Raw genomic sequence first — 21394 nt, forward strand, 5'->3', positions numbered from 1 at the left:
CGCGGCCCCTTTTCTTATCCGATATCGGAAGGCTTAGTCCTTCAGGAAGTCGGGCACATGGCCCTGGTCTTCCGGACCTTCGCTGCGTTCGCGGCGCGGGCCACGATCGCCACCGCCGCCGCCGTCACGACGCGGGCCGCGGTCACGACCGCCACCGCCGCCACGCGGGCCGCGGTCACCGCGGTCGCCGCCATCACGGCGCGGACCACGATCGCCGCGCGGTTCGCGGGGTTCACGCGGCGGGCGCGTGTCTTCCAGCTCTTCGCCGGTTTCCTGATTGACGACGCGCATCGACAGGCGAACCTTGCCGCGCGGATCGATCTCGAGGACCTTGACCTTGACTTCCTGGCCTTCGCTCAGGACGTCGGCGACCTTCTCGACGCGCTCGTTCGCGATTTCGCTGACGTGGACGAGACCGTCCTTGCCGCCCATGAAATTCACGAACGCACCGAAATCGACGAGGTTGACGACCTTGCCGTCATAGATTTTGCCGACTTCGGCTTCCTCGACGATGCCCGAAATCCACTTGCGCGCGGCTTCGATCTGCTCGGGATCGCTCGACGAGATCTTGATCAGGCCTTCGTCGTCGATGTCGACCTTGGCGCCGGTCGTCGCGACGATCTCGCGGATCACCTTGCCGCCGGTGCCGATGATGTCGCGGATCTTCGCCTTGTCGATCTGCATCGTCTCGATACGCGGTGCGTGCGCCGACAGCTCGGTGCGGGCTTCGCCCAGCGCCTTCGCCATTTCGCCGAGGATGTGCGCGCGGCCTTCCTTGGCCTGATTCAAAGCGGCTTCGAAGATCTCGCGCGTGATGCCCGCGATCTTGATGTCCATCTGCATCGTGGTGATGCCTTCGGACGTGCCCGCCACCTTGAAGTCCATGTCGCCGAGGTGATCTTCGTCACCAAGGATGTCCGACAGGATCGCGAAATCCTTGCCTTCGAGGATCAGCCCCATCGCGATGCCCGAAACCGGACGCTTCAGCGGAACGCCGGCGTCCATCATCGCGAGCGAACCGCCGCAAACCGACGCCATCGACGACGAGCCGTTCGACTCGGTGATGTCGCTGGTGATGCGGATCGTGTAGGGGAACTCGTCCTTCGTCGGCAGCACCGCGTGCAGCGCACGCCATGCCAACTTGCCGTGGCCGATGTCGCGGCGGCTGGGCGCCCCGAAACGACCGACTTCGCCGACCGAATAGGGCGGGAAGTTATAGTGCAGCATGAAGTTCGAGTAGCTGAGGCCGTTGAGGCCGTCGATCATCTGCTCGCTGTCCTTGGTGCCAAGGGTACAGGTCGCGATCGTCTGCGTCTCGCCGCGCGTGAACAGCGCCGAGCCATGCGCGCGGGGCAGGAAGTGCGTTTCGGCAAGGATGGGACGAATCTGCGTCGTCGTGCGGCCGTCGATGCGCTTGCCGTCCTTGAGGATGGCGCCGCGCACGATTTCGGCTTCGAGCTTCTTCATCAGCTTGCCGGCGGCCATCTGGTCCTGCGGCGCGGCGTCAGAGAAAGCTTCCTTGGCCTTGGCGCGGGCTTCGTTCAGCGCGTTCGAGCGGGCCGATTTGTCGGTCAGCTTGTACGCGGCGGCGATGTCCTTGCCGATCAGCTTCTTCAGCTTGTCCTTGGCGGCGGTCAGGTCGGCCTGTTCGGCCATGTCCCAGGGATCCTTGGCAGCCTGCTCGGCCAGCTTGACGATCGCCTTGACGACGTCCTTGCACGCATCGTGCGCGAACAGGACGGCGCCGAGCATGATCTCTTCCGACAGCTCATTGGCTTCGGATTCGACCATCATCACCGCGTCGTAGGTCGCGGCGACGACGAGGTCGAGGTCGCCTTCGGCAACCTGCGCGTCGGTCGGGTTCAGGATATATTCGCCATCGACATAACCGACGCGCGCAGCGCCGATCGGACCCATGAAGGGCACGCCCGAGATGGTGAGCGCGGCCGACGCAGCGACCATCGCGAGGATGTCGGGCTCGTTGTGGCCGTCATAGCTCAGAACCTGGGCAATGACGTTGATTTCGTTATAGAAACCTTCGGGGAACAGCGGACGGATCGGACGATCGGTCAAACGCGAAACCAAAGTTTCCTTTTCGGTCGCGCCGCGCTCGCGCTTGAAGAAGCCGCCGGGGATGCGGCCTGCGCCCGAATATTTTTCCTGATAGTGGACGGTGAGCGGGAAGAAATCCTGCCCTTCCTTGACCGTCTTGGCGGCGGTGACCGCGGCCAGGACCATCGTTTCGCCGAGCGTCGCGACAACCGCGCCGTCGGCCTGACGGGCAACCTTGCCCGTTTCGAGGGTCAGCGTTTCACCGCCCCACTCGATCGATACTTTTTTCACGTCAAACATGGAGTTTCCTTCGCCCGCCGGGCCCGATGCCGGGCGGGGCCTCTGATTCCGGGTAATCCGACCCGGGGCGGTGCGGGGCGTCTGTCTGCCCCAATGGCGGTCCCGCCGAATGCGGGAGCGGCCCTGTGGTCCGGCATTTTGCGCGGGACCAATATGACAGCGGCCCCGGAAATCCGGGGCCGCCAGAAATTCTTATTTGCGAAGACCCAGCTTCGCGATCAGCGCCGAATAGCGGCTCTCGTCCTTCTTCTTCAGATAGTCGAGCAAGCTGCGACGCTTGTTGACCATCATCAGGAGGCCGCGGCGGCTGTGGTTGTCCTTGTGATGCGCCTTGAAGTGGGCGGTCAGCGTGTTGATGCGGTCGGTCAGGATCGCGACCTGCACTTCCGGCGAACCGGTGTCGCCCTTTGCTCGGGCATTGTCGTTGATGACTTCGGTTTTGCGCTCGGCGGTAATCGACATAGGCTTTTTCCTCGAACATCCTTGTTTACAGATTGAAGCCCCGGACGACCTTCAGCGTTCCCGCCAAAACCTCGATCAGGGCGACGGGACGCATTTCGCTGTCCCTTCCCCAATAGAGCCCGTCAACCGTAGCTACCCCGGTCCAGACGCGACCCTGACGGATCGCCCCTGCCGCTTCCGGGGAAAGGTTCAGAGCCGGGATGTCGACCAGCCCTGCCTCGAGCGGCAGAATGAATTCTGATTGGGCGGCGCCTTGGCCGAATGCGTTCAATTTGTCCAGCGAAATCGCCTGTGACAGGTCGAACGGTCCGGCCTTGGTGCGGCGGAGCATCGTGACGTGGCCGACGGTGCCGACGGCATGCGCGATGTCGCGCGCAAGGCTGCGGATATAGGTGCCTTTGGAGACGTGGGCGGTGAGGGTGATTTCCTGAAGCCCCTCCCCTCCTTCGTCACCCCGGACTTGATCCGGGGTCCATTCTTCCGGCGCCGCAGTGGATGCCGGATCAAGTCCGGCATGACGAAGGGAATAGACTGTTACAGCCCGCGCCTTCATCTCGACCGCCTCGCCCTTGCGCGCGCGATCATAGGCGCGCTGGCCGTCGATCTTGATCGCCGAAAAAGCCGGCGGCACCTGTTCGATCGGGCCGGTGAAGCGCGGCAGCACCGCCTCGACCTCGGCAAGTGTCGGACGCATGTCGCTCGTCGCGACCACTTCGCCCTCGGCATCGAGCCCGTCGGTTTGGGTTCCGAACCTGATCGTAAAGTCGTAAATCTTGCTCGCATCGAGCATCCGGCCGCAGAGCTTGGTCGCCTCGCCGAGTGCGATCGGCAGCACCCCGGTCGCCAGCGGATCGAGCGTCCCGCCATGGCCGACCTTGACCTTGCCCAGCCCCGCCTCGCGGCACACGCGTTTGACCGCGCCAACCGCTTGCGTCGAGCCGAGCCCCAGGGGTTTGTCGAGGATGATCCAGCCGTTCATTCCGCGCCGCTATGGCGCGGAAGCGCAGCTGTCAATTTTGCGCGGCCTTTTTGGCTTCGCGCGCCGCTTTCCGTTCTTCTTTCGACGGCGGCGGGGCCGAGGTCACGAAAGAAGTCAGTTGGCAGCGTTCGCCGCGGACGATGATCGACGCGAACTTGTCGAGCCGCCCGGCGCCGCGCGTTTCGAAACCGATCGCCTGCGCGAAATCGAGGTCGCGGCAGAGGCCGGCGAACGTCCCATAATACCAGTCGTTGCTGCGGCCCTGAATCCAGATGCCGCGGTCGCGGTCGGCCTGCCAGTTGCGGATCGAACTGTCGCTGGGAAAGACAATACTCGCTTCGACGCCGAGCGCGCGGGTTTCGGTCGCGGGCTCGTTGGCCGCCGCAGCCGCAGAAAGGGGAAGCAGCACGGCGGCCAGGGAGAGTGCGAGATTCGTCATGGCCACTCGTTTAGCGAAGATAGGCTGAACCGGGGCTGACCCTGATCCTCCCTGTGGCGAAGCCATGGGGAGGTGGCAGCGCGAAGCGTTGACGGAGGGGCACGCCGCCCCTCCACCACAGCCTACGGCGGCGGTCCCCCTCCCCATCGCTTCGCGACAGGGAGGATTATGCTTGCCATTCATCGGCGAGCAGCGACCATAGGCCGGTGTCGCGGGTGTAGCCCGTCCAGGTGACGCGCTCCGACCTCAGAACGCCATCCTTGTGACAGCCGAGTTTCGCGACCGCGGCTTGGCTGCGCCTGTTGCGTTCGTCGATGCGGAATTCGATCCGGCGGATCCCGACCGCGAAGGCGTGATCGAGCATCAGCTTTTTGACCCGGCCGTTGAAACCGGTGCCGCGCGCAGCGGGGTGGATGAAGCTGTTGCCGATCTCGACAGTTTGCGCCGACCAGTCGGGGCGCAGCCAGGCGGTCATGCCGACGAGCGTGTCGCCGTCCATGATCGCATAGGGCATGCGCCCGGCGCCGCCGATCAGCGCGTCGAAGCTCTTGTCGAAATGTTCGGGGCCGAAGCTCGACGAATAGATCGGCCAGATATCGGCGTCGGCGGCGCAGACGGTGCGCAGTGCCTCGCGATGCGCGTCGGTCAGCTTGACGAGCCGAAGGTCGCCGTCGGCGAGGTCGACATAGAGGCGATCAAGCATCCGTGCCGACCTCCCTTGGCGCCTCGGCCGCTTCGCGCCGCTTGGCCATGAAGTGCCGGCGGCACATCGCGACATAGCGGTCGTTGCCGCCGATCTCGGTCTGCGCGCCCTCGACCACCGCACGGCCGGTTTCGTCGACACGCAAATTCATCGTCGCCTTGCGCCCGCATTCGCACACCGCCTTCAATTCGACCAGCGCGTCGGCAATGCCGAGCAGCGCCGCCGATCCGGGGAAAAGCTCGGCCGAAAAATCGGTGCGCAGGCCGTAGCAGAGCACGGGAATGCCGGTTTCGTCGGCAAGACGTGCGAGGTCCAGCACCTGCGCGCGCGTCAGGAACTGCGCCTCGTCGACGAGCACGCACGCGAGCGGCCGTTCGGCATTCTCGGCGTTGACCGCGGCCCACAGGTCGCTGTCGGGATCGAATTTATGCGCCTCGGCCATCAGCCCGATGCGGCTCGTCACTTGCCCCGCGCCATAACGATCGTCGAGCGCGGCGGTCCACAACATCGTTTCCATGCCGCGCTCGCGATAGTTGAAATCCGCCTGGAGCAGCGTCGTCGATTTGCCCGCATTCATGCTGGCGTAATAGAAATAGAGCTTGGCCATAGGTCTCGCGATAACGTGCATCGGCGCCTTCGCCAATCCTCCCTGTGCCGCAGGCATGGGGAGGTGGCAGCGCGAAGCGCTGACGGAGGGGCCATGAACGCCGCGACCCCTCCGCCTCTTCGCGGCCCCCCTTCCATCGCTTCGCGACCGGGAGGATGTTTCCGTCCGCTTGACTCGCCCGCCCCCCCTGCCATGCTGCGCACCAAAGACTGCAGCATAACAGTGGGGAGAGCTGCCATGCGGCTGATGCCGGTGACCGACGCGATGTTTCTGGTCGCGGAGACACGCGAGACGCCGATGCATGTCGGGGGCGTCAATCTCTACACGCTGCCCGACAAGGTCGACGAGACTGAGTGGCTCAACGAGCAGCTGGCAATGCTGCGCCAGTCCGAAGGCCTGCGCCGACCGTTCAGCGAAGTTCTCAAGCTCACCCCGCTTGGGCAATATGGCCCGATCCGGCTGGTCCCCGATAAAGACATCGACATGCATTACCATGTGCGCAGCGCCGCGTTGCCAAAGCCGGGGCGCTATCGCGAGATGTTCGAATTGGTTTCGCGTCTCCACGGGACGTTGCTCGACCGGACGCGACCGATGTGGGAAATCACGCTGATCTCGGGGCTCCCCGATCGCCAGATTGCGACCTATTTCAAAATCCACCACGCGCTGATGGACGGCGCCAGCTCAATGCACTTCACCAATGCCATGCTCAGCCCCGATCCGAAGGAGAGGCGCAGCTATTCACCCATGTCGGTCGAAGCCTATGAGGCCTATAAGCGCAAATTCCCGGCGCCGAAAAAGCCGCCGACGCCGAGCCTCACCGATTTGAAAGCGATCGGCGGTTTCCTGAAGGAGCAATGGGGCAACAGCGTCGGCGTCACCAAGGCGCTCAACCAATATGCCGCCGCGATGTTCGGGCTCGGCGGTGGCGACCTCGCGACGCCCTGGGGCGGCTTGCCGCGCACCAGCTTTAACCGCAACATCACCGGCGCGCGGCGCTTCGTCGCGCAAAGCTGGTCTCTCGAACGCGTGCGCGCGATGGGCAAGGCGTATGACGGCACGATCAACGATGCCGTGCTCGCCATGTGTTCGGGGGCGATGCGCAAATATCTGCAGTCGCTGAACGAGCTGCCCGACAAACCGCTCAAAGCCATGGCGCCGGTGTCGATCCGCGCGAAGGACGACATCGATTCGGGCAATTCGGTCGCGGCGGTGACCGCCAATCTAGCGACGCATATCGACGATCCGGCAGAGCGGATGCGGACGATCCAGGCGTCGATGAACGCCGCGAAAGCGCAGCTTCGCGAGATGACCGCGCAGCAGATCCAGATCTATACCGCGATCACCCAGATGCCGCAGATGCTGACCGCGCTGACGCGCACGGCGGACAAATTCCCGGCGTATAGCGTCACCATCTCGAACGTCCCCGGCCCGCGCGAACAGCTCTACTGGAATGGTGCCCGCCTCGACGGCATGTATCCCGCCAGCATCCCCGTCGACGGCATGGCCATGAACATCACGCAGGTCAGCAACAACAAGAATATCGATTTCGGCATCACCGCGTGCCGCCGCAGCGTGCCGCATGTGCAGCGGCTGATCGACTATCTGGAGGATGCGCTGGTCGACCTGGAGGAAGCGGCGGGGATCAAGGGGAAGTAACCAACCGAACCCATAACTCCGTTCGCATCGAGCGAAGTCGAGATGCCCCTCGGGCTTGCGCTACGCCGAGGGGTGTCTCGACTTCGCTCGACACGAACGGGAAATAGAAGTCAGCCCTCGTCGCTCTCACCGCCCTCCAAATCGCGCGCCACCTTCGGATCGCGCAGCAATTTGTCGATATGGCTTGCCTCGTCGAAGCTTTCGTCGCTCAGGAATTTCAGCTTCGCGGCGTATTTCATCGTCATTTTCTCGGCGACGCTCTTTTGCAGCCAGGCAGTGTTGGTGCGCAACGCCTTCAGCACCGCTTCCTCTTCCTTGCCGAGCAGCGACTTTACGAAGACGGTCGCATGGCGAAGGTCGGATGACATACGGACTTCGGTGACGCTTACCGGATGTTTGGTCAGCAAATCGTCGTGCACGTCGCCGCGCGCCAAGATTTGCGACAGGATATGGCGCACCTGTTCGCCGACACGCAGCGCCCGGACGGTGGGGCCCTTGGTTTCTGCCGTTTTCATGGCTTACGCTTTCTCCAACTCGTCGAGCTTGTCGATAATCCGGGCGATCGAGCGCATATTGCGCGCCGTGCCCTTATGTTCCAGCCGCCGTTCGATCATCCGCGCGGTCAATTTGCTGTCGCCGACACCGTCGCCATAATCGATAAAAAGCGCCCGGTCGCCAAGCGCGAGACGCTCGTTCGGCTTGATCCATTTGTCGCTGGCCAGCGCCTCGAACTGCGCCGCGGTCGGCTGCCCGTCGAGGAACATCGTGTGGACGAACTTGTCCTCGTTCGTGCCCGCAAACGGATTGTCGGCGATCGCCGCGGCGAGCTCGTCGCGGCTCCGCACCAGGGCGGCGCAATGCATGTCGAAGCGGTCGTCGACCATCAAGGTCAGCTTCTCCTCGAGCCCGCGCGTCGGCCGCGCGGGGTGCGAGAAAATGACATTGCCGCTGGCCACTACGGTTTCGACGTCGCTGAACCCTTCAGCCTCGAACGCCGCGCGCAGGTCGGCCATTTTCAGCCGGTTCCCACCGACGTTGATGCTGCCGAACAATGCCACATAGCGAGCCATGCCGACACCTCCTGATCCGCGCGGAGCGGACGCTTTTTACAGCGTCCGTTCGCGCATTTCGACTTCGAAGACTTCAAGATTGTCGCCCGCCTTGATGTCGTTGGTATCCGACAAGACGACACCGCATTCCAACCCGGCGCGCACTTCGGCGACATCGTCCTTGAAGCGGCGGAGCGACGATATCGTCGTTGCCGAGACGATGACGTCGGCGCGCGTGAGACGAGCATGAAGCCCCTTGCGGATGACGCCTTCGAGCACGAGCAGACCCGCCGCCTTGTCGCGCTTGCCGGCCGGGAACACATCCTTGACCTCGGCGCGGCCAACGACGGTTTCGATCCGCTCCGGTCCCAGTTCGCCTGCCATTTCCTTCCGGATTTCGTCGGTCAGGTGATAGATCACGTCATGGTACATGAAGCGGACATTTTCGCGCTTCGCGATGTCGCGCGCCTTGGCGTTCGGGCGGACGTTGAAGCCGATGATCGGCGCCTTTGTCGCCGCCGCCAGCGTCACGTCGCTCTCGGTGATCGCGCCGGCGCCCGACTGGAGCACGCGAACGCGAATCTCGTCGGTCGACAGCTTGTTCAGCGCATTGACGATCGCCTCGACCGACCCCTGCACATCGCCCTTGATGATCACCGGGAACTGGATGACGTTCGCCTTGTCGGCGAGCGCCTCGAACATGCCCTCGAGGCTGACCGGCGCCTGGACGGTGCGCTTGCGCGTCGCCTGTTCCTGACGATAGGTCGCGACTTCGCGGGCACGCGCTTCATTCTCGACGACCGTAAGCGTGTCGCCCGCCATCGGAACGCCGCCCAGACCGAGCACTTCGACGGGCATAGACGGGCCGGCCGATTTGATCTGCTTGCCCTGATCGTCGATCAGCGCGCGGACGCGGCCGCTTTCGGCGCCGCAGACGAAGATGTCGCCGACCTTGAGCGTACCGCGGCGGACGAGGATCGTCGCGACGGGGCCACGGCCCTTGTCGAGCTTGGCCTCGATCACCGTGCCTTCGGCGGCGCGGTCGGGGTTGGCTTTCAGCTCCATGATCTCGGCCTGCACCGCAATCGCGTCGAGCAATTTGTCGAGACCGGTCTTCTTGAGCGCCGACACTTCGACATTCTGTACGTCGCCGCCCATTTCCTCGACCACCAGCTCATGCTCGAGCAGGCGTTCGCGGACGCGCTGCGGATTGGCGCCTTCCTTGTCGACCTTGTTGATCGCGACAATGATCGGAACGCCGGCCGCCTTCGCATGCGCGATCGCTTCGATCGACTGCGGCTTCAGCCCGTCGTCGGCCGCCACCACCAGGATGACGATGTCGGTGACGTTTGCACCGCGCTGACGCATCTCGGTAAAGGCTTCGTGGCCCGGGGTATCGAGGAAGGTGACTTGGCTGCCGTCGGGGGTCTTCACCTGATAGGCGCCGATATGCTGCGTAATGCCGCCGGCTTCGCCCGCGACCACATTGGCCCCGCGCAGCGCGTCGAGCAGCGACGTCTTGCCGTGATCGACGTGCCCCATGATCGTGACGACCGGCGCGCGCGGCTTCAGATGCTCGGCGTCGTCGATATCTTCATCGTGACGGATGTCGACATCGCCTTCGCTGACGCGGATGATCTCGTGGCCGAATTCGGTGACGAGCAGTTCGGCGGTGTCCTGATCGAGCAGGTCGGTGCTGGCGGACGGGCTGCCCATCTTGAACAGTGCCTTGACCAGATCGCTGGTCTTTTCGGCCATACGGTTGGCGAGTTCGGCGACCGTGATGCTTTCGGGGACCACGACTTCGCGGACCTGCTTCTCGCGCGGGCCCGACGAGGCGGTGTGCGAACGCTTTTCCTTTTCGCGGGCGCGCTTCAGCGCCGCGAGGCTGCGCGCGCGCGCGCCTTCGTCTTCGTTCAGCGCACGCGTGACGGTGAGCTTGCCCGACTGGCGGCGGCTGTCGCCGCCACGGGTTGCCTTCGGCTCGGGACGCTTGGGCTCGGGACGCGGGGGAGCCGCGACCGGCGTAAACCGGCGCGGAGCGGGAGCAGCGCTGGTCGTCGCGCGCGGCGCAGGCGTCGGCGCAGCTTCGCTCTGCGGCGCAGCGGCAGGCGCTTCGGCGGCGGGAGCAGCAGCGGGCGCTTCGGCAGCGGGTGCGGCAGGAGCGGGCTCGGCGGCCTTCGTCGTTGCCTGTTCGACCTTGGCTTCGGCGCGCGCCTTTTCTTCCTCGATGGCACGGGCGCGCGCGGCTTCGTCGCGGCGGCGATTGTCCTCGAGTGCGTTCATGCGCGCCTCTTCGGCCTCGCGCAGCAGCTGCGCCTGGCGTTCCTGACGCGACATCAGGCTTTCATTCTCGCTGACGCGGGGCGCAGCCGGCTTCGGCGCGGGCGCGGGGGCCGGAGCGGCAACAGGCGTAGGCGCCGGAGCGGCCTCAACCTCTTCGACCTCGACCGGGGCGGCTTCGCCCGGACGGCCAAGCACGCGGCGACGCTTCACCTCGACCACCACCGTATTGCGGCGCCCGTGGCTGAATTGCTGCTGCACCTGTCCGGCCTCGACCGTCCGCTTCAGCCCCAGGGGCTTGCGGGTAAGGGTCGGTTTGTCCTGTTCGTCACTCATCGAAAACCATCATTCCTTCAAAACGCGTCCGAAGCGGCGGTGCCGGTCGGCAGCGCCCCATTTTTTTCCTCGCCAAAAGCCGGCGCGGTATGCGGGTCGGAATCGCGGTTGGCCGCGTCCCTACTCCATCCTGTGAAAAACTGCCAGCGGCTCAAATGCGCCAGTACCCGGTCCGCAGCGCGGGCGTCGGTCAACGCCAGATGCACCGCATTCTCGCGCCCCAATGCCATAGATAGGGTGCCGCGGTCCACCGGCAAGACCAGGCCCTCGCGGCCCGAGCCTTCGTCGTCCTCGCCAACGCGCCATGCTTGCGCCAGTTTCTTGCGGCCGTCCTCGCCCGCGTCGCTGGCGTGGAGGAGCAGGCGGACCTGGCCCTTGCGCGCCGCGGTTTCGATCTTTTCATTGCCGCTAAGCAGCGTGCCCGATCGCGATTCCAGCCCCAGCCGGTCGAGCGTCGCGCGCTGAAGCTGTGCCTCGATACGCGCGCCTAGATCATCGGGAATGGTGAAATTGCCGTCCTGAAGCGCGCGCGCCAGCCCGCCTTTCAGCTTGCCCTTGGCCTGTGCAGCTTCAAGCGCCGCGCGGTCGACGCCGATCCACGCGCCGCGCCCCGGCGCCTTGCCATGGACGTCGGGCGCAATATTGCCGTCGGGCCCGAGCGCGAGGCGCACGAGCCGTTCGGCCGGCGAAACCTCGCCGGTGATGACGCAGCGCCGTTCAGGCACATGCCGGCCGCGCCGACCAGCGCGGTCTGGTTCGCTCAGCTGATCATTGTGCGGGGTCCGCATCGGCGGCCTCCCCGTTTTGCGGCTCAACCGCGGGCTCAGCTTCAGGCGCAGCGTCCGACGGTTCGTCGTCGAACCAGTGGGCGCGCGCCGCCATGATGATCTCGTTACCCTGTTCTTCGCTCAGGCCATATTCGCCCAGCACGCCGCCCTTGTCCTCGGCGCGTTCGCTGCGCGGCGGGCCGCGGCGGTTGTCGGTGCGCTTCTTGGCGATCAGTTCGTCGGTCGCCAGGTCGGCCAGGTCATCGAGCGTCTTGATCCCCGCCTTGCCCAGCACCACCAGCATCGCTTCGGTCAGGTGCGGGATATCGGCCAGCGCGTCCTCGACCCCCAGCTCGCGGCGCTCGGCGCGCGAGGCTTCTTCGCGGCGTTCCAAGCCTTCGAGCGCGCGGCTTTGCAGTTCCTGCGCCAGTTCTTCGTCAAACCCTTCGATCCCGGCGAGTTCCTCGATGCCGACATAGGCGACTTCTTCGAGTTCGGTGAAGCCTTCGGCGACGAGCAGCTGCGCGAGCGTTTCGTCGACGTCGAGTTCTTCCTGGAACATCGTCGAGCGTTCGACGAATTCACGCTGGCGCTTTTCGCTCGCGTCGGCCTCGGTCATGATGTCGATCTGGCTGCCGGTCAGCTGGCTCGCGAGGCGGACATTCTGGCCGCGGCGGCCGATGGCGAGGCTGAGCTGGTCGTCGGGAACGACGACTTCGATGCGGCTGTCATCCTCGTCGATGACGACGCGCTGGACCGTTGCCGGCTGGAGCGCGTTGACGACGAAGGTCGCGGTATCTTCGGACCAGGGGATGATGTCGATCTTTTCGCCCTGCATTTCCTGGACGACCGCCTGGACGCGGCTGCCCTTCATGCCGACGCAGGCGCCGACGGGATCGATCGAACCGTCATAGCTGATGACGCCGATCTTGGCGCGCGAACCGGGATCGCGCGCAGCGGCCTTGATCTCGATGATGCCGTCGTAGATTTCGGGGACTTCCTGCGCGAACAGTTTCTTCATGAAGTCGGGGTGCGCGCGCGACAGGAAAATCTGCGGGCCGCGCGTTTCGCTGCGCACCGACAGGATCAGCGCGCGGACGCGGTCGCCGACGCGCATCAATTCGCGCGGGATCTGCTGGTCGCGGCGGATGACGCCCTCGGCGCGGCCTAGGTTCACGACGATGTGGCCGAATTCGACCGACTTCACGACGCCGGTGATGATCTCACCCGCGCGATCCTTGAATTCCTGATACTGGCGCTCGCGATCGGCTTCGCGGACCTTCTGGAAGATCACCTGCTTTGCCGACTGCGCATCAATGCGGCCGAGGTCGACCGCGGGCAGCGGATCGACGATGAAGTCGCCGATCTTGGCGTCCTTCTGAAGCTTCTGGCCGGCAGCCAGGTCGACCTGCTTGAAATAATCCTCGACCTGCTCGACGACCTCGACGACGCGCCACAGGCGCAGGTCGCCGGTCTGGGCGTCCAGCTTCGCGCGAATGTCGTTTTCGGCGCCGTAGCGGGCGCGCGCGGCGCGCTGGATCGCCTCCTCGATGGCCTCGATGACGATGCCCTTGTCGATCATCTTCTCGCTGGCGACGCTGTTGGCAATCGCGAGGAGTTCGGCCTTGTTGGCGGAAATGGCAGTGGCCATCAGTCCTGTCCTTCTTCTTCCATTTCGTCGGCGCCCTCGATCGAGAGCGGGACGGTTGCGGCAATCAATTTGTCGGTGAGAACGAGCTTGGCCGTGTCGATCGCGTCGAACGGCAGCTTATGTTCCACCCCTTCCTTATCCAAAATCGTGACGACATCGCCGTCGATACCGACCAGTTCGCCGTTGAAGCGCTGGCGACCATCGCGCTTTTCCTTCAGCGCAATCTTCGCCTCATGCCCCGCCCAGTCGGCGAAGTCGGCGGGGCGCGTCAGCGGCCGGTCGATGCCCGGCGACGAGACTTCCAGACGATAGGCCTGGTCGATCGGGTCCTTGCCCGCTTCCTCGAGCGCATCGAGCTGGACCGAAATACGGCGCGACAGGTCGGCGCAATCGTCGATCGTCAGCTGACGCGTGTCGGGGCGTTCGGCCATCACCTGCAACGTCGGATCGCTCTCACCGCCGAAAAAGGCGACGCGCACGAGCGCCAGGCCCATCGCTTCGGCTTCGGGCGCGATGATCGCATTCAGGACGTCGAGATCGGCCAATGAAAATTCCCAATTCGGATGACCGGAAAGCATGTGGGTATAGCCGCCGCGGCCCGCGGCCCCGACGTCCCAACTGGCTAACCATGTCAAGAAGTAGGCCGCATATAGGCGCGGACGGGTGAGTCGGCAAGGGGGAAAGGCGGCTCAGGGATTGAGCAGCCATCCCGCGACGCCGGCGCCGATCACCAGCGCGGGCGCGACCCATTTCCCCTTGAGCAGCATGACCGCGGCAACCGCTCCGGCAAAGATGGCGATTCCCGCGATCGGGCTCGACACGCGCAGCGCGGTGACACAGCCCAGCTGCAGCAGCGTCGCCGCGATGACACCGACCACCGCCGCCGCCACGCCGGCGAGCGCGCGGTGCAGCGCGGGGTTCTCGACAATCGCCTCCAGCCGCTCGAAGAAGATCATCGAGAAAGCGAAGGCGGGAAGGAACATCCCCACCGTGATCGCGACCGCACCGGGAAGCCCGCCCGCGACATAGCCCGCGAAAGTCGCGAAGATGACGAGCGGCGCGGGCAGCATCCCCGCCAGCGCTACGCCGTCGAGGAAGCTCGCGTCGGACAGCCAGCCGCGCCCGACCGTATCGGTGCGCACATAAGGAATGGCAGTATAGGCACCGCCGAAAGTGAGCAGCCCGCCTTTCAATCCGGCAATGAAGAGCGCGAGGATACCCGCTTCGCTCGCGGCGGCGTGGGCCTTCGCCGCCGGCGCGACGCCCGACACAAGGAAAGCCAGAACCACCGCCGCGACAAACACCGCCGCCGCGACAGCCGGCCGCGCGGCAAAGCTGTAGATCAGCCCCGCGGCGATCAACGGAATCCAGAAGGGCACCCCCGCCAGCGTCGCGCCGAGCGATGCCGCCGCAAGCAACCACAACAGCCTGTCCTCGAGGATATGCGTCCCGATCCGCTGCACCGCGCGCAGGATGATCGCGAGCACCGCAATCTGTACGCCCAGGAAGACGGGCGCCATCGCCGGATTGCCGACGATCCAGTCCTTGTAGAGCCACGCCGCGCCGAGCATCAGCACGAAACCCGGCAACATGAACCCCAGCCCCGCGAGCAGCCCCCCGATTCGCCCGCGCGCAACCATTCCAAGATGGACGCACAGCTCGTGCGCCTCGGGCCCCGGCAGGATCTGCATCACCGCGAGCAGGCGGTTGAAGCGCGCTGGCGAAATCCAGCGCTCCTCCTCGACGAGCGCCTGCTTGACCATCGCGATCTGCGCGACGGGCCCGCCAAACGCGAGGAAGCCGAAGCGCAGGAAGCGCAGGAACAGCTGGAGGAGGGAAAGTTGCGGCGGCGAGGGTTCAACGGTGGTCATGGCAATCGCGCTCCTGCCGCAAATGCGGCCTATGGAGCGGAACTTGGACAGCAAGCCGTCTGAACGGGCGTCCGCATTGCCCGTGCCACGGCAAATAGCATGGCGGGCGTCCGAGGGAAGAGAGATTAGCTTTGCGCGCGGGAAGGTCGAGATGAAATCGGGGGCGGCTTTCGACCAGAAGTTGCCGTTCTACTTCTTGCTTCGTCATTCCCGCGAAAGCGGGAACCCAGTTGCGACGTCAGCACGCTGGGTCCCCGCTTTCGCGGGAATGACGAAATTGGGAATGGCCGTTTCCCACCCCAAAACCGACCTTGCCATTCCTTTCCCATGGGATAGGCAGCAAGCATGTCGTTCGATACCGAAACCGAAGCGTTGGCCCACGACCATGTTTTCCTCGGAAAACGGCACGACCAGAATGCGCGGCGTACTCTATGGGTCGTTGCGCTGACGGCGGTGATGATGGTCGGCGAGATTATCGCGGGGATCGCGTTCAACTCGATGGCGCTGCTCGCCGACGGCTTTCATATGGCGACGCACGCGGGCGCGCTCGGCATCGCCGCGATCGCTTATGCCTATGCGAAGCGCCACGGGCACGGGCGCCGCTATAGCTTCGGGACCGGCAAGGTCGGCGATCTGGCCGGCTTTGCCTCGGCGCTCATACTCGGGCTGTTCGCGCTCGGCATCGCGTATGAATCGCTGACGCGCCTGTTCGACCCCAGCCCCGTCGCCTTTGCCGAGGCGACGATCATCGCCGTCATCGGCCTTGGCGTGAACATCGCCAGCGCGCTGCTGCTCGGGCACGGGCATAGCCATGATCATCATGACGACGCGCACGATCACAACCACGGGCACGACCATGCGCACGAGAAGGACAACAATCTCCGATCGGCCTATCTCCATGTCGTCGCCGATGCGCTGACTTCGGTGCTCGCGATCGCCGCTCTGCTCGGCGGGCGGTATCTCGGCTGGGTGTGGCTCGATCCCGCCATGGGCGTCGTCGGATCGATCGTCATCGCGGTCTGGGCTTGGTCGTTGATGCGCGACACCGGCGCGGTGCTGCTCGACGCGACCGACGCCGCGCTCGAAAGTGAAATCCGCAACCTTGTCGAAGCGCCCGGCGATGCAAAGATCATCGACCTGCACGTCTGGCGCGTCGGGCCCGGAGCGCATTCGGCGATCGTCAGCGTCGTCGGCGCAACGCGCGAGGCGATCTGCGCACGCGTCAAACCGGTCCATGAAATCGAACATCTGACGGTCGAAATCCGTTGAATTTGGTTTGGCAACGCGGGATTCGCGATATCGATTGCGCCGCGTAAATTTCGTCCGTTTATTTCCTCCGTAAACCGCGGAGAATTACGGAAATTGCCAGAAACCTTGACTTTTTGGCAAAATAGTTTCAATCTGGCGGAGCTAACGTCGCCTGCGACGGAAATTTGATGCCTACCGGCGGATACTTCCATTCACGCGCTACCAGCTCCTCCGGTGCTTTTGCCGGTTGATTATCTGTTTTCGTGAAAGGAAACACCCCATGCCGATCGGCACCGTAAAATTCTTTAACAGCGACAAAGGCTATGGTTTCATCGCCAATGAAGATGGTTCGGGCGACAGCTTCGTCCACATTAGCGCCGTCGAGCGCGCCGGCATGTCGACGCTGAACAAGGAACAGCGCGTTTCGTACGAGCTGGAAACCGACCAGCGCGGCAAGACCTCGGCTGTCAATCTTCAGCCTGCATGATGATATCCGGTCCGGCGTCCTTCGGGGTGCCGGGCCGGACCATCCGCCGATCGTCTCGGCGCTCCAGCTCGTGCAGTCCCCCAAGGAGCATCCTATGGATATGAACGAGCTTTTCTTTCGGCACCAGATGGCCCTGATGGCCGTCGGCCGGATGCGCGGCGCCAGTGCGCGCCATGCCGATTTCGACCTGCCCGGCCATTATGCCGACCGCATCGACGCCTATCGCGTCCGCCGCGGCATGAGCAAATATTTCGCCGTGGCGGCGCGCCCCGAAGCGGCGCCAACCATCGGCGCCTGATCGACGGCGCCTAACCGACCCGGTCGACCTCGATATGCGGCCAGCGCGCCGCGAGCCGCTCCGCCCAGCGCTCATAGGGCCACGGGATGACCTCCTGGTCGAACCAGAAGAGGCGATTCCCTTCCAGATCATAGAGATGCACTTCGTCGTCGCTGTCCTCCTGCGGAACGATGCGAAGCTTGCCGATGCGCGACGGGTGGATGCGGCCTTCGTCGCCGCCGCTCGCGCCGACGCGGCCCTGCCACCAGACCAGGTCGCCCGTCGCGGGGTCGATGAAGCTGCCGCGGTTCGGATTGGCGAGCATGTTGAGCCCGGCGCCAAGCGCGACCAGCGCACCGAGACCCTGCGCCAGCGGCACCAGCCATGGCGCGCATTCGCGTCCGGCCTCACTGCAATTGTCGGCGGGATCGATCGCCGACGCGGCACAGAAAAAGACCAGGCCGAACACAAGCAACAGCCACATCCGGTAATCGGTGCGCGCGCTGCGCCGATAGGGTGGGATGGTGCCGGTCATCGCCCCGATTTAGCGCGACAACCTCAACGCTTGGCTAATGGCCGATGCGTTGCGGATGCGCCGCACCGACGTGAAACATTTTGTTGGCGTTTCAGCCTATAAGGCGGGCTGGCCCCGTTTGCGCGAATCGCGCGCGAGCGGGACGATGGATTTTGACACGCGCATGAAGCCCGAACTGACCCTGACCGCCCGCTCGACGTGGCGCGACCCGCTGCCGGAAAAGCCGGCGGGGCCGGGGCGTGCCTTTTGGGCGGCGATCGTCGGGGTAATGTCGGTCGCCTGCCTCGCCTTCCTGCTGTCGAGCGGGCAGCTACGTGCGCCGGTGGTTTTCGGACCGTATAGCGTCTCGGTGCCGCTGAACTTTCGCGCTTATGACCCCGAACGCTGGGCGATCATGAATGCCGAGGATTATGCGGATGCACTGAAAATCGATCCGACGCTGCCCGACCCGAACAGCGTCGGTTATGGTGACGCAGCGGCATTGCCCCCCGCCGATCCCGCGCTGCTGCGCGAGGAGGCCTTTGTGGGGCCGCCGGCCAAATCCTATGTCTTTCGGGGGGTCACCGCGCTCGACCGCGAGCGCGCGCATTATTGCCTGACCGCCGCCGTCTATTATGAAGCCGCGTCCGAAACCGACGACGGGATGCGCGGCGTCGCGCAGACGGTGATCAACCGCGTGCGCCACCCGAGCTTTCCCAACACGGTATGCGGCGTCGTCTTTCAGGGGTCGCAGCGCGCGGGCGTGTGCCAGTTCACCTTCAGCTGCGACGGTGCGATGGCGCGCGCGCCCGAACGGCGGAACTGGCTCCGCGCGAGTCGCGTCGCGTCGGCCGCGCTCGGCGGCACTGTTTTCCCCAAGGTCGGGCTCGCGACGCATTATCACACGCAAGCGATCTGGCCGCGCTGGGGCAAGAGCCTGGTGATGACCAACATCGTCGGCGCGCATATCTTTCACCGCTGGCGCGGGCGCTGGGGCATGCCCGACGCGTTCCGCGCGCCTTATCTCGGCCGCGAACCGGTGCCCGGCCCCTATCTGCCGCTCGCGCAGCAACTGACGATCCTGAAAGGTCAGGGCCTGCCGCCCGGCGCCGGCCCCGCGCCGATGCTCACGGGCGCAGCCGCGCCGCTTCCCGACACCCCCGCCGCGCCGCTGCCCGGCACGATGGCCCCCGCGGCGCCCGTCGCACCGCCGCCCGCGGCGGCTCCCGCTGCGCAGACCTATGCCGATCCGCGCCTCAACCAGTCGGGGCAGGTCCGCGAGGAATTCAAGGGCAGCGGAGAGTGGAAACAGTGACGCAAACGGCCTAAACTCTCCCCTTTGTCACCCCGGATTTGATCCGGGGTCCATGGACCGAGAGCCCGGCGTTGCGGTCCTCCCGGATCAAGTCCCGGATGACGAAAAGAGAATGGGGAGAGGTCATCATGGGACATGTCAAAGGCATCGGCGGACTGTTTTTCCGGGCGCGCGATCCCGAGGCGTTGAACGCCTGGTACAAGGAACGGCTGGGTATCGGCGCCGGCTGCAACGCCGACGACAGCGGGCCGGTCGACGAATGGACTTGGAACGTCGCGGCAGGCCCGGTCGTTTTCGCGCCGTTCAAAGCCGACACCGACTATTTCGCTGCCGATCGCCAGTTCATGATCAACCTGCGCGTCGACGATCTCGACGCCGTGCTCGCGCCGTTTCGCGAAGCGGGTGACGAGGTCATCACCAAGGATGAGTGGAACGACCCCGCGATCGGCCGCTTTGCGCGGGTTCACGATCCGGAAGGCAATCCGATCGAATTGTGGGAACCGCCAAAGGGCTGAGTTATTTGTCGGCTTGCGCGGACGCGGCACCGGCCCGCTCCCCCCACCCGGCCTCCCATTTCAGAATACTCCGTGGGAGGCCGCGTGGGGAGCGGGCCGGTGCCGCCTTCGCCGTCAGGCGAAGATGATCAACGCCCCTGGCTGCGCCAACGCTTGACGACGCGCTCGAGGATCTCCGCCTCGCCGCCGGTTTCGCGCCACAGTTTCGAGAAGAGCGGATCGCTCGACGCCGGACGCTTTTCTTCTTCAAGCGTATCGAGATAGACGCGGATCGGGATCGATACGCCTTCGCCGCAAACGATACATTCGCGATTACGCAGCGCCGGGATCGAATCGATGAAACCGCGCGCGCCTTCGGGCATCGCCGCCTTTACGAAATGCTGGTCGCGCTCGTTGTTGAGGCGCATCGAAATGATCGTGCCGCACTGCGACAGGACGCCTTCGGCCAGATCGGACGGGCGCTGGGTAATCAGGCCCAGCGACACGCCATATTTACGGCCTTCCTTGGCGATCCGTTCGAGGATCTTGCGCACCGCCTGCCCCTGGCCGGTATCCTTCGACGGGATATAGCGGTGGGCCTCTTCGCAGACGAGCAGGATCGGGCGTTGCGGCTCGCCGCGCGACCAGATCGCATAATCGAAGGTCAGGCGCGACAGCACCGCGACGACGACGCCGGTGATGTCCGACGGCACCCCCGACACGTCGATGATCGAAATCGGCCGACCGTCCGACGGCAGGCGGAATATCTTGCCGAGGAAATTCGCCATCGTGTCAGCGACGAGCATGCCCGAGAACATGAAATTATAGCGCGGGTCGGCGCGCATTTCCTCGATCTTGCCCTTGATGCGCATGAACGGCGCGCTCGACGTCGCCTTGTCGAGCTTGCCCATCTCGTTCTGGAGGATGTTGAGCAGGTCGGACAATAGATACGGGATCGGCGAATCGACCGTGATCTTGGTCATCCCCTCGGCAAGCCGGTTCTTCGTCCGCGCCTGCAGCAGGCAGCGCGCCAGCACGTCGCAATCGGCCTGGCGGTCGCGCCCCTCGGCGGTGACGAACACTTCGCAATGTTCCTCGAAATTCATCAGCCAATAGGGCATCGCGAGGTTGTCGACGTCGAACAGCGCGCCGATTCCCTTGAACGCCGCCGAATATTCGCCGTGCGGGTCGATCATTACGATATGACCCTGCGGCGCGAGCTCGCATATCTTGTGAAGGATCAGCGCCGCGCTCGTCGACTTGCCCGTACCCGTCGAGCCGAGCAGCGCGAAATGCTTCCCCAGCATTGCGTCAACATAGAGCGACCCGCGGATATCCTTGGTCGGATAGACGGTGCCGATTTCGACATGCGCGCGCTCGTCGGCGGCATATATCTGTTTGAGGTCGGCGCTGGTCGCCGCGAAAACCTGACTGCCCGGAATCGGGTAGCGGGTGACGCCGCGACGAAAATTGTGAATGCGGCCGGTGATCTTCTCTTCTTCGCCCTCGCCAAGGAAATCAATCGTCGCGACAATAAGCCCTTCGCCGCGTTCGTGCAGTTGCTGGTCGCGGATGCTGGCGATCAGCCAGATATTGCCGACACGGACCTTGACCTGCGCCCCGACCTGCCCGGCCATCGCCACCGCGGCATCGCTCGACGACGACAATTTGCCGATCGCCGCGGCATCGAGCAGGATGCGCGAGGCCGATCCCGAAATATCGACGACTTCGCCGATCATCAGATCGTCGCGATGATGATTGGCTATCGGCGCAACCGGCGCCGCTACGCCGCCGCCGGCAAGCCGGACGTGCTGCGCTGCCGTCAAGTCCCCGGCGCTGAATCCGCCACCTTGCATGTCCATGTATCCGCCCCGCCTCGTTGTGGTCCCGAAACCGGATATCGC

General features: G+C 64.7%; 21 protein-coding genes. 6 read left to right on the forward strand and 15 right to left on the reverse strand.

Translation table 11 applies throughout. The features are described 5' to 3' along the window. Positions 1–33: 33 nt before the first annotated feature. From pnp to SKP52_RS17355, 6 genes are all read right to left on the reverse strand, one after another. Positions 34–2352 carry a polyribonucleotide nucleotidyltransferase gene (gene pnp, locus SKP52_RS17330; protein ID WP_039576837.1) on the reverse strand — a complete coding sequence of 773 codons (2319 nt, stop codon included), beginning with the start codon at positions 2350–2352 and terminating at the stop codon, positions 34–36. 192 nt (positions 2353–2544) lie between these two features. Continuing rightward, positions 2545–2814, reverse strand: a complete 270-nt coding sequence (gene rpsO, locus SKP52_RS17335) for a 30S ribosomal protein S15 (protein ID WP_039576838.1) — start codon at positions 2812–2814, stop codon at positions 2545–2547. Positions 2815–2839: 25 nt separating this feature from the next. Further along, positions 2840–3793, reverse strand: coding sequence for a tRNA pseudouridine(55) synthase TruB (gene truB, locus SKP52_RS17340; protein WP_039576842.1), 954 nt, complete (start codon positions 3791–3793; stop codon positions 2840–2842). A 31-nt stretch (positions 3794–3824) separates the two neighbouring features. Continuing rightward, on the reverse strand, positions 3825–4232 hold the full coding sequence (locus tag SKP52_RS17345; protein ID WP_228383687.1) for a DUF6491 family protein: 408 nt from the start codon (positions 4230–4232) through the stop codon (positions 3825–3827). A 166-nt stretch (positions 4233–4398) separates the two neighbouring features. Next, positions 4399–4935: a GNAT family N-acetyltransferase gene (locus tag SKP52_RS17350; RefSeq protein WP_039576846.1), complete on the reverse strand. Its 537-nt coding sequence runs from the start codon at positions 4933–4935 to the stop codon at positions 4399–4401. Further along, entirely contained in the window at positions 4928–5542 is a 615-nt protein-coding gene (locus SKP52_RS17355) for a thymidine kinase (RefSeq protein WP_039576848.1), read from the reverse strand. Before SKP52_RS17355 ends, SKP52_RS17350 begins: the two co-directional genes overlap by 8 nt. Before the next feature lie 237 nt (positions 5543–5779). Here SKP52_RS17355 and SKP52_RS17360 point away from each other — a divergent pair, with 237 nt between their 5' ends. Continuing rightward, complete coding sequence (locus tag SKP52_RS17360; protein WP_039576851.1) at positions 5780–7198, forward strand: WS/DGAT/MGAT family O-acyltransferase; 1419 nt, start codon at positions 5780–5782, stop codon at positions 7196–7198. Positions 7199–7308: 110 nt separating this feature from the next. Here the strand turns inward: SKP52_RS17360 and rbfA are convergent, their stop codons facing one another. From rbfA to chrA, 7 genes are all read right to left on the reverse strand, one after another. Next, the gene (gene rbfA / locus SKP52_RS17365) at positions 7309–7713 is read right to left on the reverse strand and encodes a 30S ribosome-binding factor RbfA (protein ID WP_039576852.1); all 405 of its coding nucleotides are present in this window, start codon (positions 7711–7713) and stop codon (positions 7309–7311) included. 3 nt (positions 7714–7716) lie between these two features. Next, on the reverse strand, positions 7717–8268 hold the full coding sequence (locus SKP52_RS17370; RefSeq protein WP_039576854.1) for a DUF1697 domain-containing protein: 552 nt from the start codon (positions 8266–8268) through the stop codon (positions 7717–7719). 36 nt (positions 8269–8304) lie between these two features. Then, the gene (gene infB / locus SKP52_RS17375) at positions 8305–10866 is read right to left on the reverse strand and encodes a translation initiation factor IF-2 (RefSeq protein ID WP_039576856.1); all 2562 of its coding nucleotides are present in this window, start codon (positions 10864–10866) and stop codon (positions 8305–8307) included. A 17-nt stretch (positions 10867–10883) separates the two neighbouring features. Continuing rightward, positions 10884–11654, reverse strand: a complete 771-nt coding sequence (locus SKP52_RS17380) for a DUF448 domain-containing protein (protein ID WP_081997422.1) — start codon at positions 11652–11654, stop codon at positions 10884–10886. Then, positions 11635–13284 carry a transcription termination factor NusA gene (gene nusA, locus SKP52_RS17385; protein WP_039576858.1) on the reverse strand — a complete coding sequence of 550 codons (1650 nt, stop codon included), beginning with the start codon at positions 13282–13284 and terminating at the stop codon, positions 11635–11637. The genes SKP52_RS17380 and nusA overlap by 20 nt, the downstream gene beginning before the upstream one ends. Further along, positions 13284–13829, reverse strand: a complete 546-nt coding sequence (gene rimP, locus SKP52_RS17390; protein WP_039576860.1) for a ribosome maturation protein RimP — start codon at positions 13827–13829, stop codon at positions 13284–13286. Before rimP ends, nusA begins: the two co-directional genes overlap by 1 nt. Before the next feature lie 144 nt (positions 13830–13973). After that, entirely contained in the window at positions 13974–15155 is a 1182-nt protein-coding gene (gene chrA / locus SKP52_RS17395) for a chromate efflux transporter (protein ID WP_039576862.1), read from the reverse strand. Positions 15156–15500: 345 nt separating this feature from the next. On the opposite strand from chrA, the gene dmeF reads away from it, so the two are divergent. From dmeF to SKP52_RS17410, 3 genes are all read left to right on the forward strand, one after another. After that, positions 15501–16424, forward strand: coding sequence for a CDF family Co(II)/Ni(II) efflux transporter DmeF (dmeF, locus tag SKP52_RS17400; protein WP_039576864.1), 924 nt, complete (start codon positions 15501–15503; stop codon positions 16422–16424). A 259-nt stretch (positions 16425–16683) separates the two neighbouring features. Continuing rightward, positions 16684–16890, forward strand: a complete 207-nt coding sequence (locus tag SKP52_RS17405) for a cold-shock protein (RefSeq protein ID WP_039576866.1) — start codon at positions 16684–16686, stop codon at positions 16888–16890. 100 nt (positions 16891–16990) lie between these two features. Next, on the forward strand, positions 16991–17188 hold the full coding sequence (locus SKP52_RS17410; RefSeq protein ID WP_148309179.1) for a hypothetical protein: 198 nt from the start codon (positions 16991–16993) through the stop codon (positions 17186–17188). Positions 17189–17198: 10 nt separating this feature from the next. On the opposite strand, the gene SKP52_RS17415 is transcribed toward SKP52_RS17410, so the two are convergent. Beyond that, positions 17199–17702, reverse strand: coding sequence for a hypothetical protein (locus SKP52_RS17415; RefSeq protein WP_039576870.1), 504 nt, complete (start codon positions 17700–17702; stop codon positions 17199–17201). A gap of 37 nt (positions 17703–17739) precedes the next feature. Between SKP52_RS17415 and SKP52_RS17420 the strand changes: the two genes are divergently transcribed. Both SKP52_RS17420 and SKP52_RS17425 read left to right on the forward strand, forming a co-directional pair. Continuing rightward, positions 17740–18996 carry a cell wall hydrolase gene (locus SKP52_RS17420; RefSeq protein WP_228383688.1) on the forward strand — a complete coding sequence of 419 codons (1257 nt, stop codon included), beginning with the start codon at positions 17740–17742 and terminating at the stop codon, positions 18994–18996. A 128-nt stretch (positions 18997–19124) separates the two neighbouring features. After that, a complete protein-coding gene (locus SKP52_RS17425) occupies positions 19125–19511 on the forward strand; it encodes a VOC family protein (protein WP_039576871.1) in 387 nt (128 codons plus the stop codon). Positions 19512–19639: 128 nt separating this feature from the next. On the opposite strand, the gene SKP52_RS17430 is transcribed toward SKP52_RS17425, so the two are convergent. After that, complete coding sequence (locus tag SKP52_RS17430) at positions 19640–21229, reverse strand: ATP-binding protein (RefSeq protein WP_228383928.1); 1590 nt, start codon at positions 21227–21229, stop codon at positions 19640–19642. Between the last annotated feature and the right edge of the window lie 165 nt (positions 21230–21394).

This window comes from Sphingopyxis fribergensis (genome assembly GCF_000803645.1).
Classification (GTDB): domain Bacteria; phylum Pseudomonadota; class Alphaproteobacteria; order Sphingomonadales; family Sphingomonadaceae; genus Sphingopyxis; species Sphingopyxis fribergensis.

Excerpts from the sequence above, each read along its gene's own strand:
- SKP52_RS17355 (WP_039576848.1), bottom strand. The coding sequence starts at position 5,542 with ATGGCCAAGCTCTATTTCTATTACGCCAGCATGAATGCGGGCAAATCG.
- SKP52_RS17345 (WP_228383687.1), bottom strand. The coding sequence starts at position 4,232 with ATGACGAATCTCGCACTCTCCCTGGCCGCCGTGCTGCTTCCCCTTTCT.
- pnp (WP_039576837.1), bottom strand. The coding sequence starts at position 2,352 with ATGTTTGACGTGAAAAAAGTATCGATCGAGTGGGGCGGTGAAACGCTG.
- dmeF (WP_039576864.1), top strand. The coding sequence starts at position 15,501 with ATGTCGTTCGATACCGAAACCGAAGCGTTGGCCCACGACCATGTTTTC.
- truB (WP_039576842.1), bottom strand. The coding sequence starts at position 3,793 with ATGAACGGCTGGATCATCCTCGACAAACCCCTGGGGCTCGGCTCGACG.
- SKP52_RS17405 (WP_039576866.1), top strand. The coding sequence starts at position 16,684 with ATGCCGATCGGCACCGTAAAATTCTTTAACAGCGACAAAGGCTATGGT.
- chrA (WP_039576862.1), bottom strand. The coding sequence starts at position 15,155 with ATGACCACCGTTGAACCCTCGCCGCCGCAACTTTCCCTCCTCCAGCTG.
- rpsO (WP_039576838.1), bottom strand. The coding sequence starts at position 2,814 with ATGTCGATTACCGCCGAGCGCAAAACCGAAGTCATCAACGACAATGCC.
- SKP52_RS17410 (WP_148309179.1), top strand. The coding sequence starts at position 16,991 with ATGAACGAGCTTTTCTTTCGGCACCAGATGGCCCTGATGGCCGTCGGC.
- SKP52_RS17350 (WP_039576846.1), bottom strand. The coding sequence starts at position 4,935 with ATGCTTGATCGCCTCTATGTCGACCTCGCCGACGGCGACCTTCGGCTC.
- nusA (WP_039576858.1), bottom strand. The coding sequence starts at position 13,284 with ATGGCCACTGCCATTTCCGCCAACAAGGCCGAACTCCTCGCGATTGCC.
- infB (WP_039576856.1), bottom strand. The coding sequence starts at position 10,866 with ATGAGTGACGAACAGGACAAACCGACCCTTACCCGCAAGCCCCTGGGG.
- SKP52_RS17415 (WP_039576870.1), bottom strand. The coding sequence starts at position 17,702 with ATGACCGGCACCATCCCACCCTATCGGCGCAGCGCGCGCACCGATTAC.
- SKP52_RS17370 (WP_039576854.1), bottom strand. The coding sequence starts at position 8,268 with ATGGCTCGCTATGTGGCATTGTTCGGCAGCATCAACGTCGGTGGGAAC.
- SKP52_RS17425 (WP_039576871.1), top strand. The coding sequence starts at position 19,125 with ATGGGACATGTCAAAGGCATCGGCGGACTGTTTTTCCGGGCGCGCGAT.
- rbfA (WP_039576852.1), bottom strand. The coding sequence starts at position 7,713 with ATGAAAACGGCAGAAACCAAGGGCCCCACCGTCCGGGCGCTGCGTGTC.
- SKP52_RS17420 (WP_228383688.1), top strand. The coding sequence starts at position 17,740 with ATGGCCGATGCGTTGCGGATGCGCCGCACCGACGTGAAACATTTTGTT.
- SKP52_RS17380 (WP_081997422.1), bottom strand. The coding sequence starts at position 11,654 with ATGCGGACCCCGCACAATGATCAGCTGAGCGAACCAGACCGCGCTGGT.
- SKP52_RS17430 (WP_228383928.1), bottom strand. The coding sequence starts at position 21,229 with ATGATCGGCGAAGTCGTCGATATTTCGGGATCGGCCTCGCGCATCCTG.
- SKP52_RS17360 (WP_039576851.1), top strand. The coding sequence starts at position 5,780 with ATGCGGCTGATGCCGGTGACCGACGCGATGTTTCTGGTCGCGGAGACA.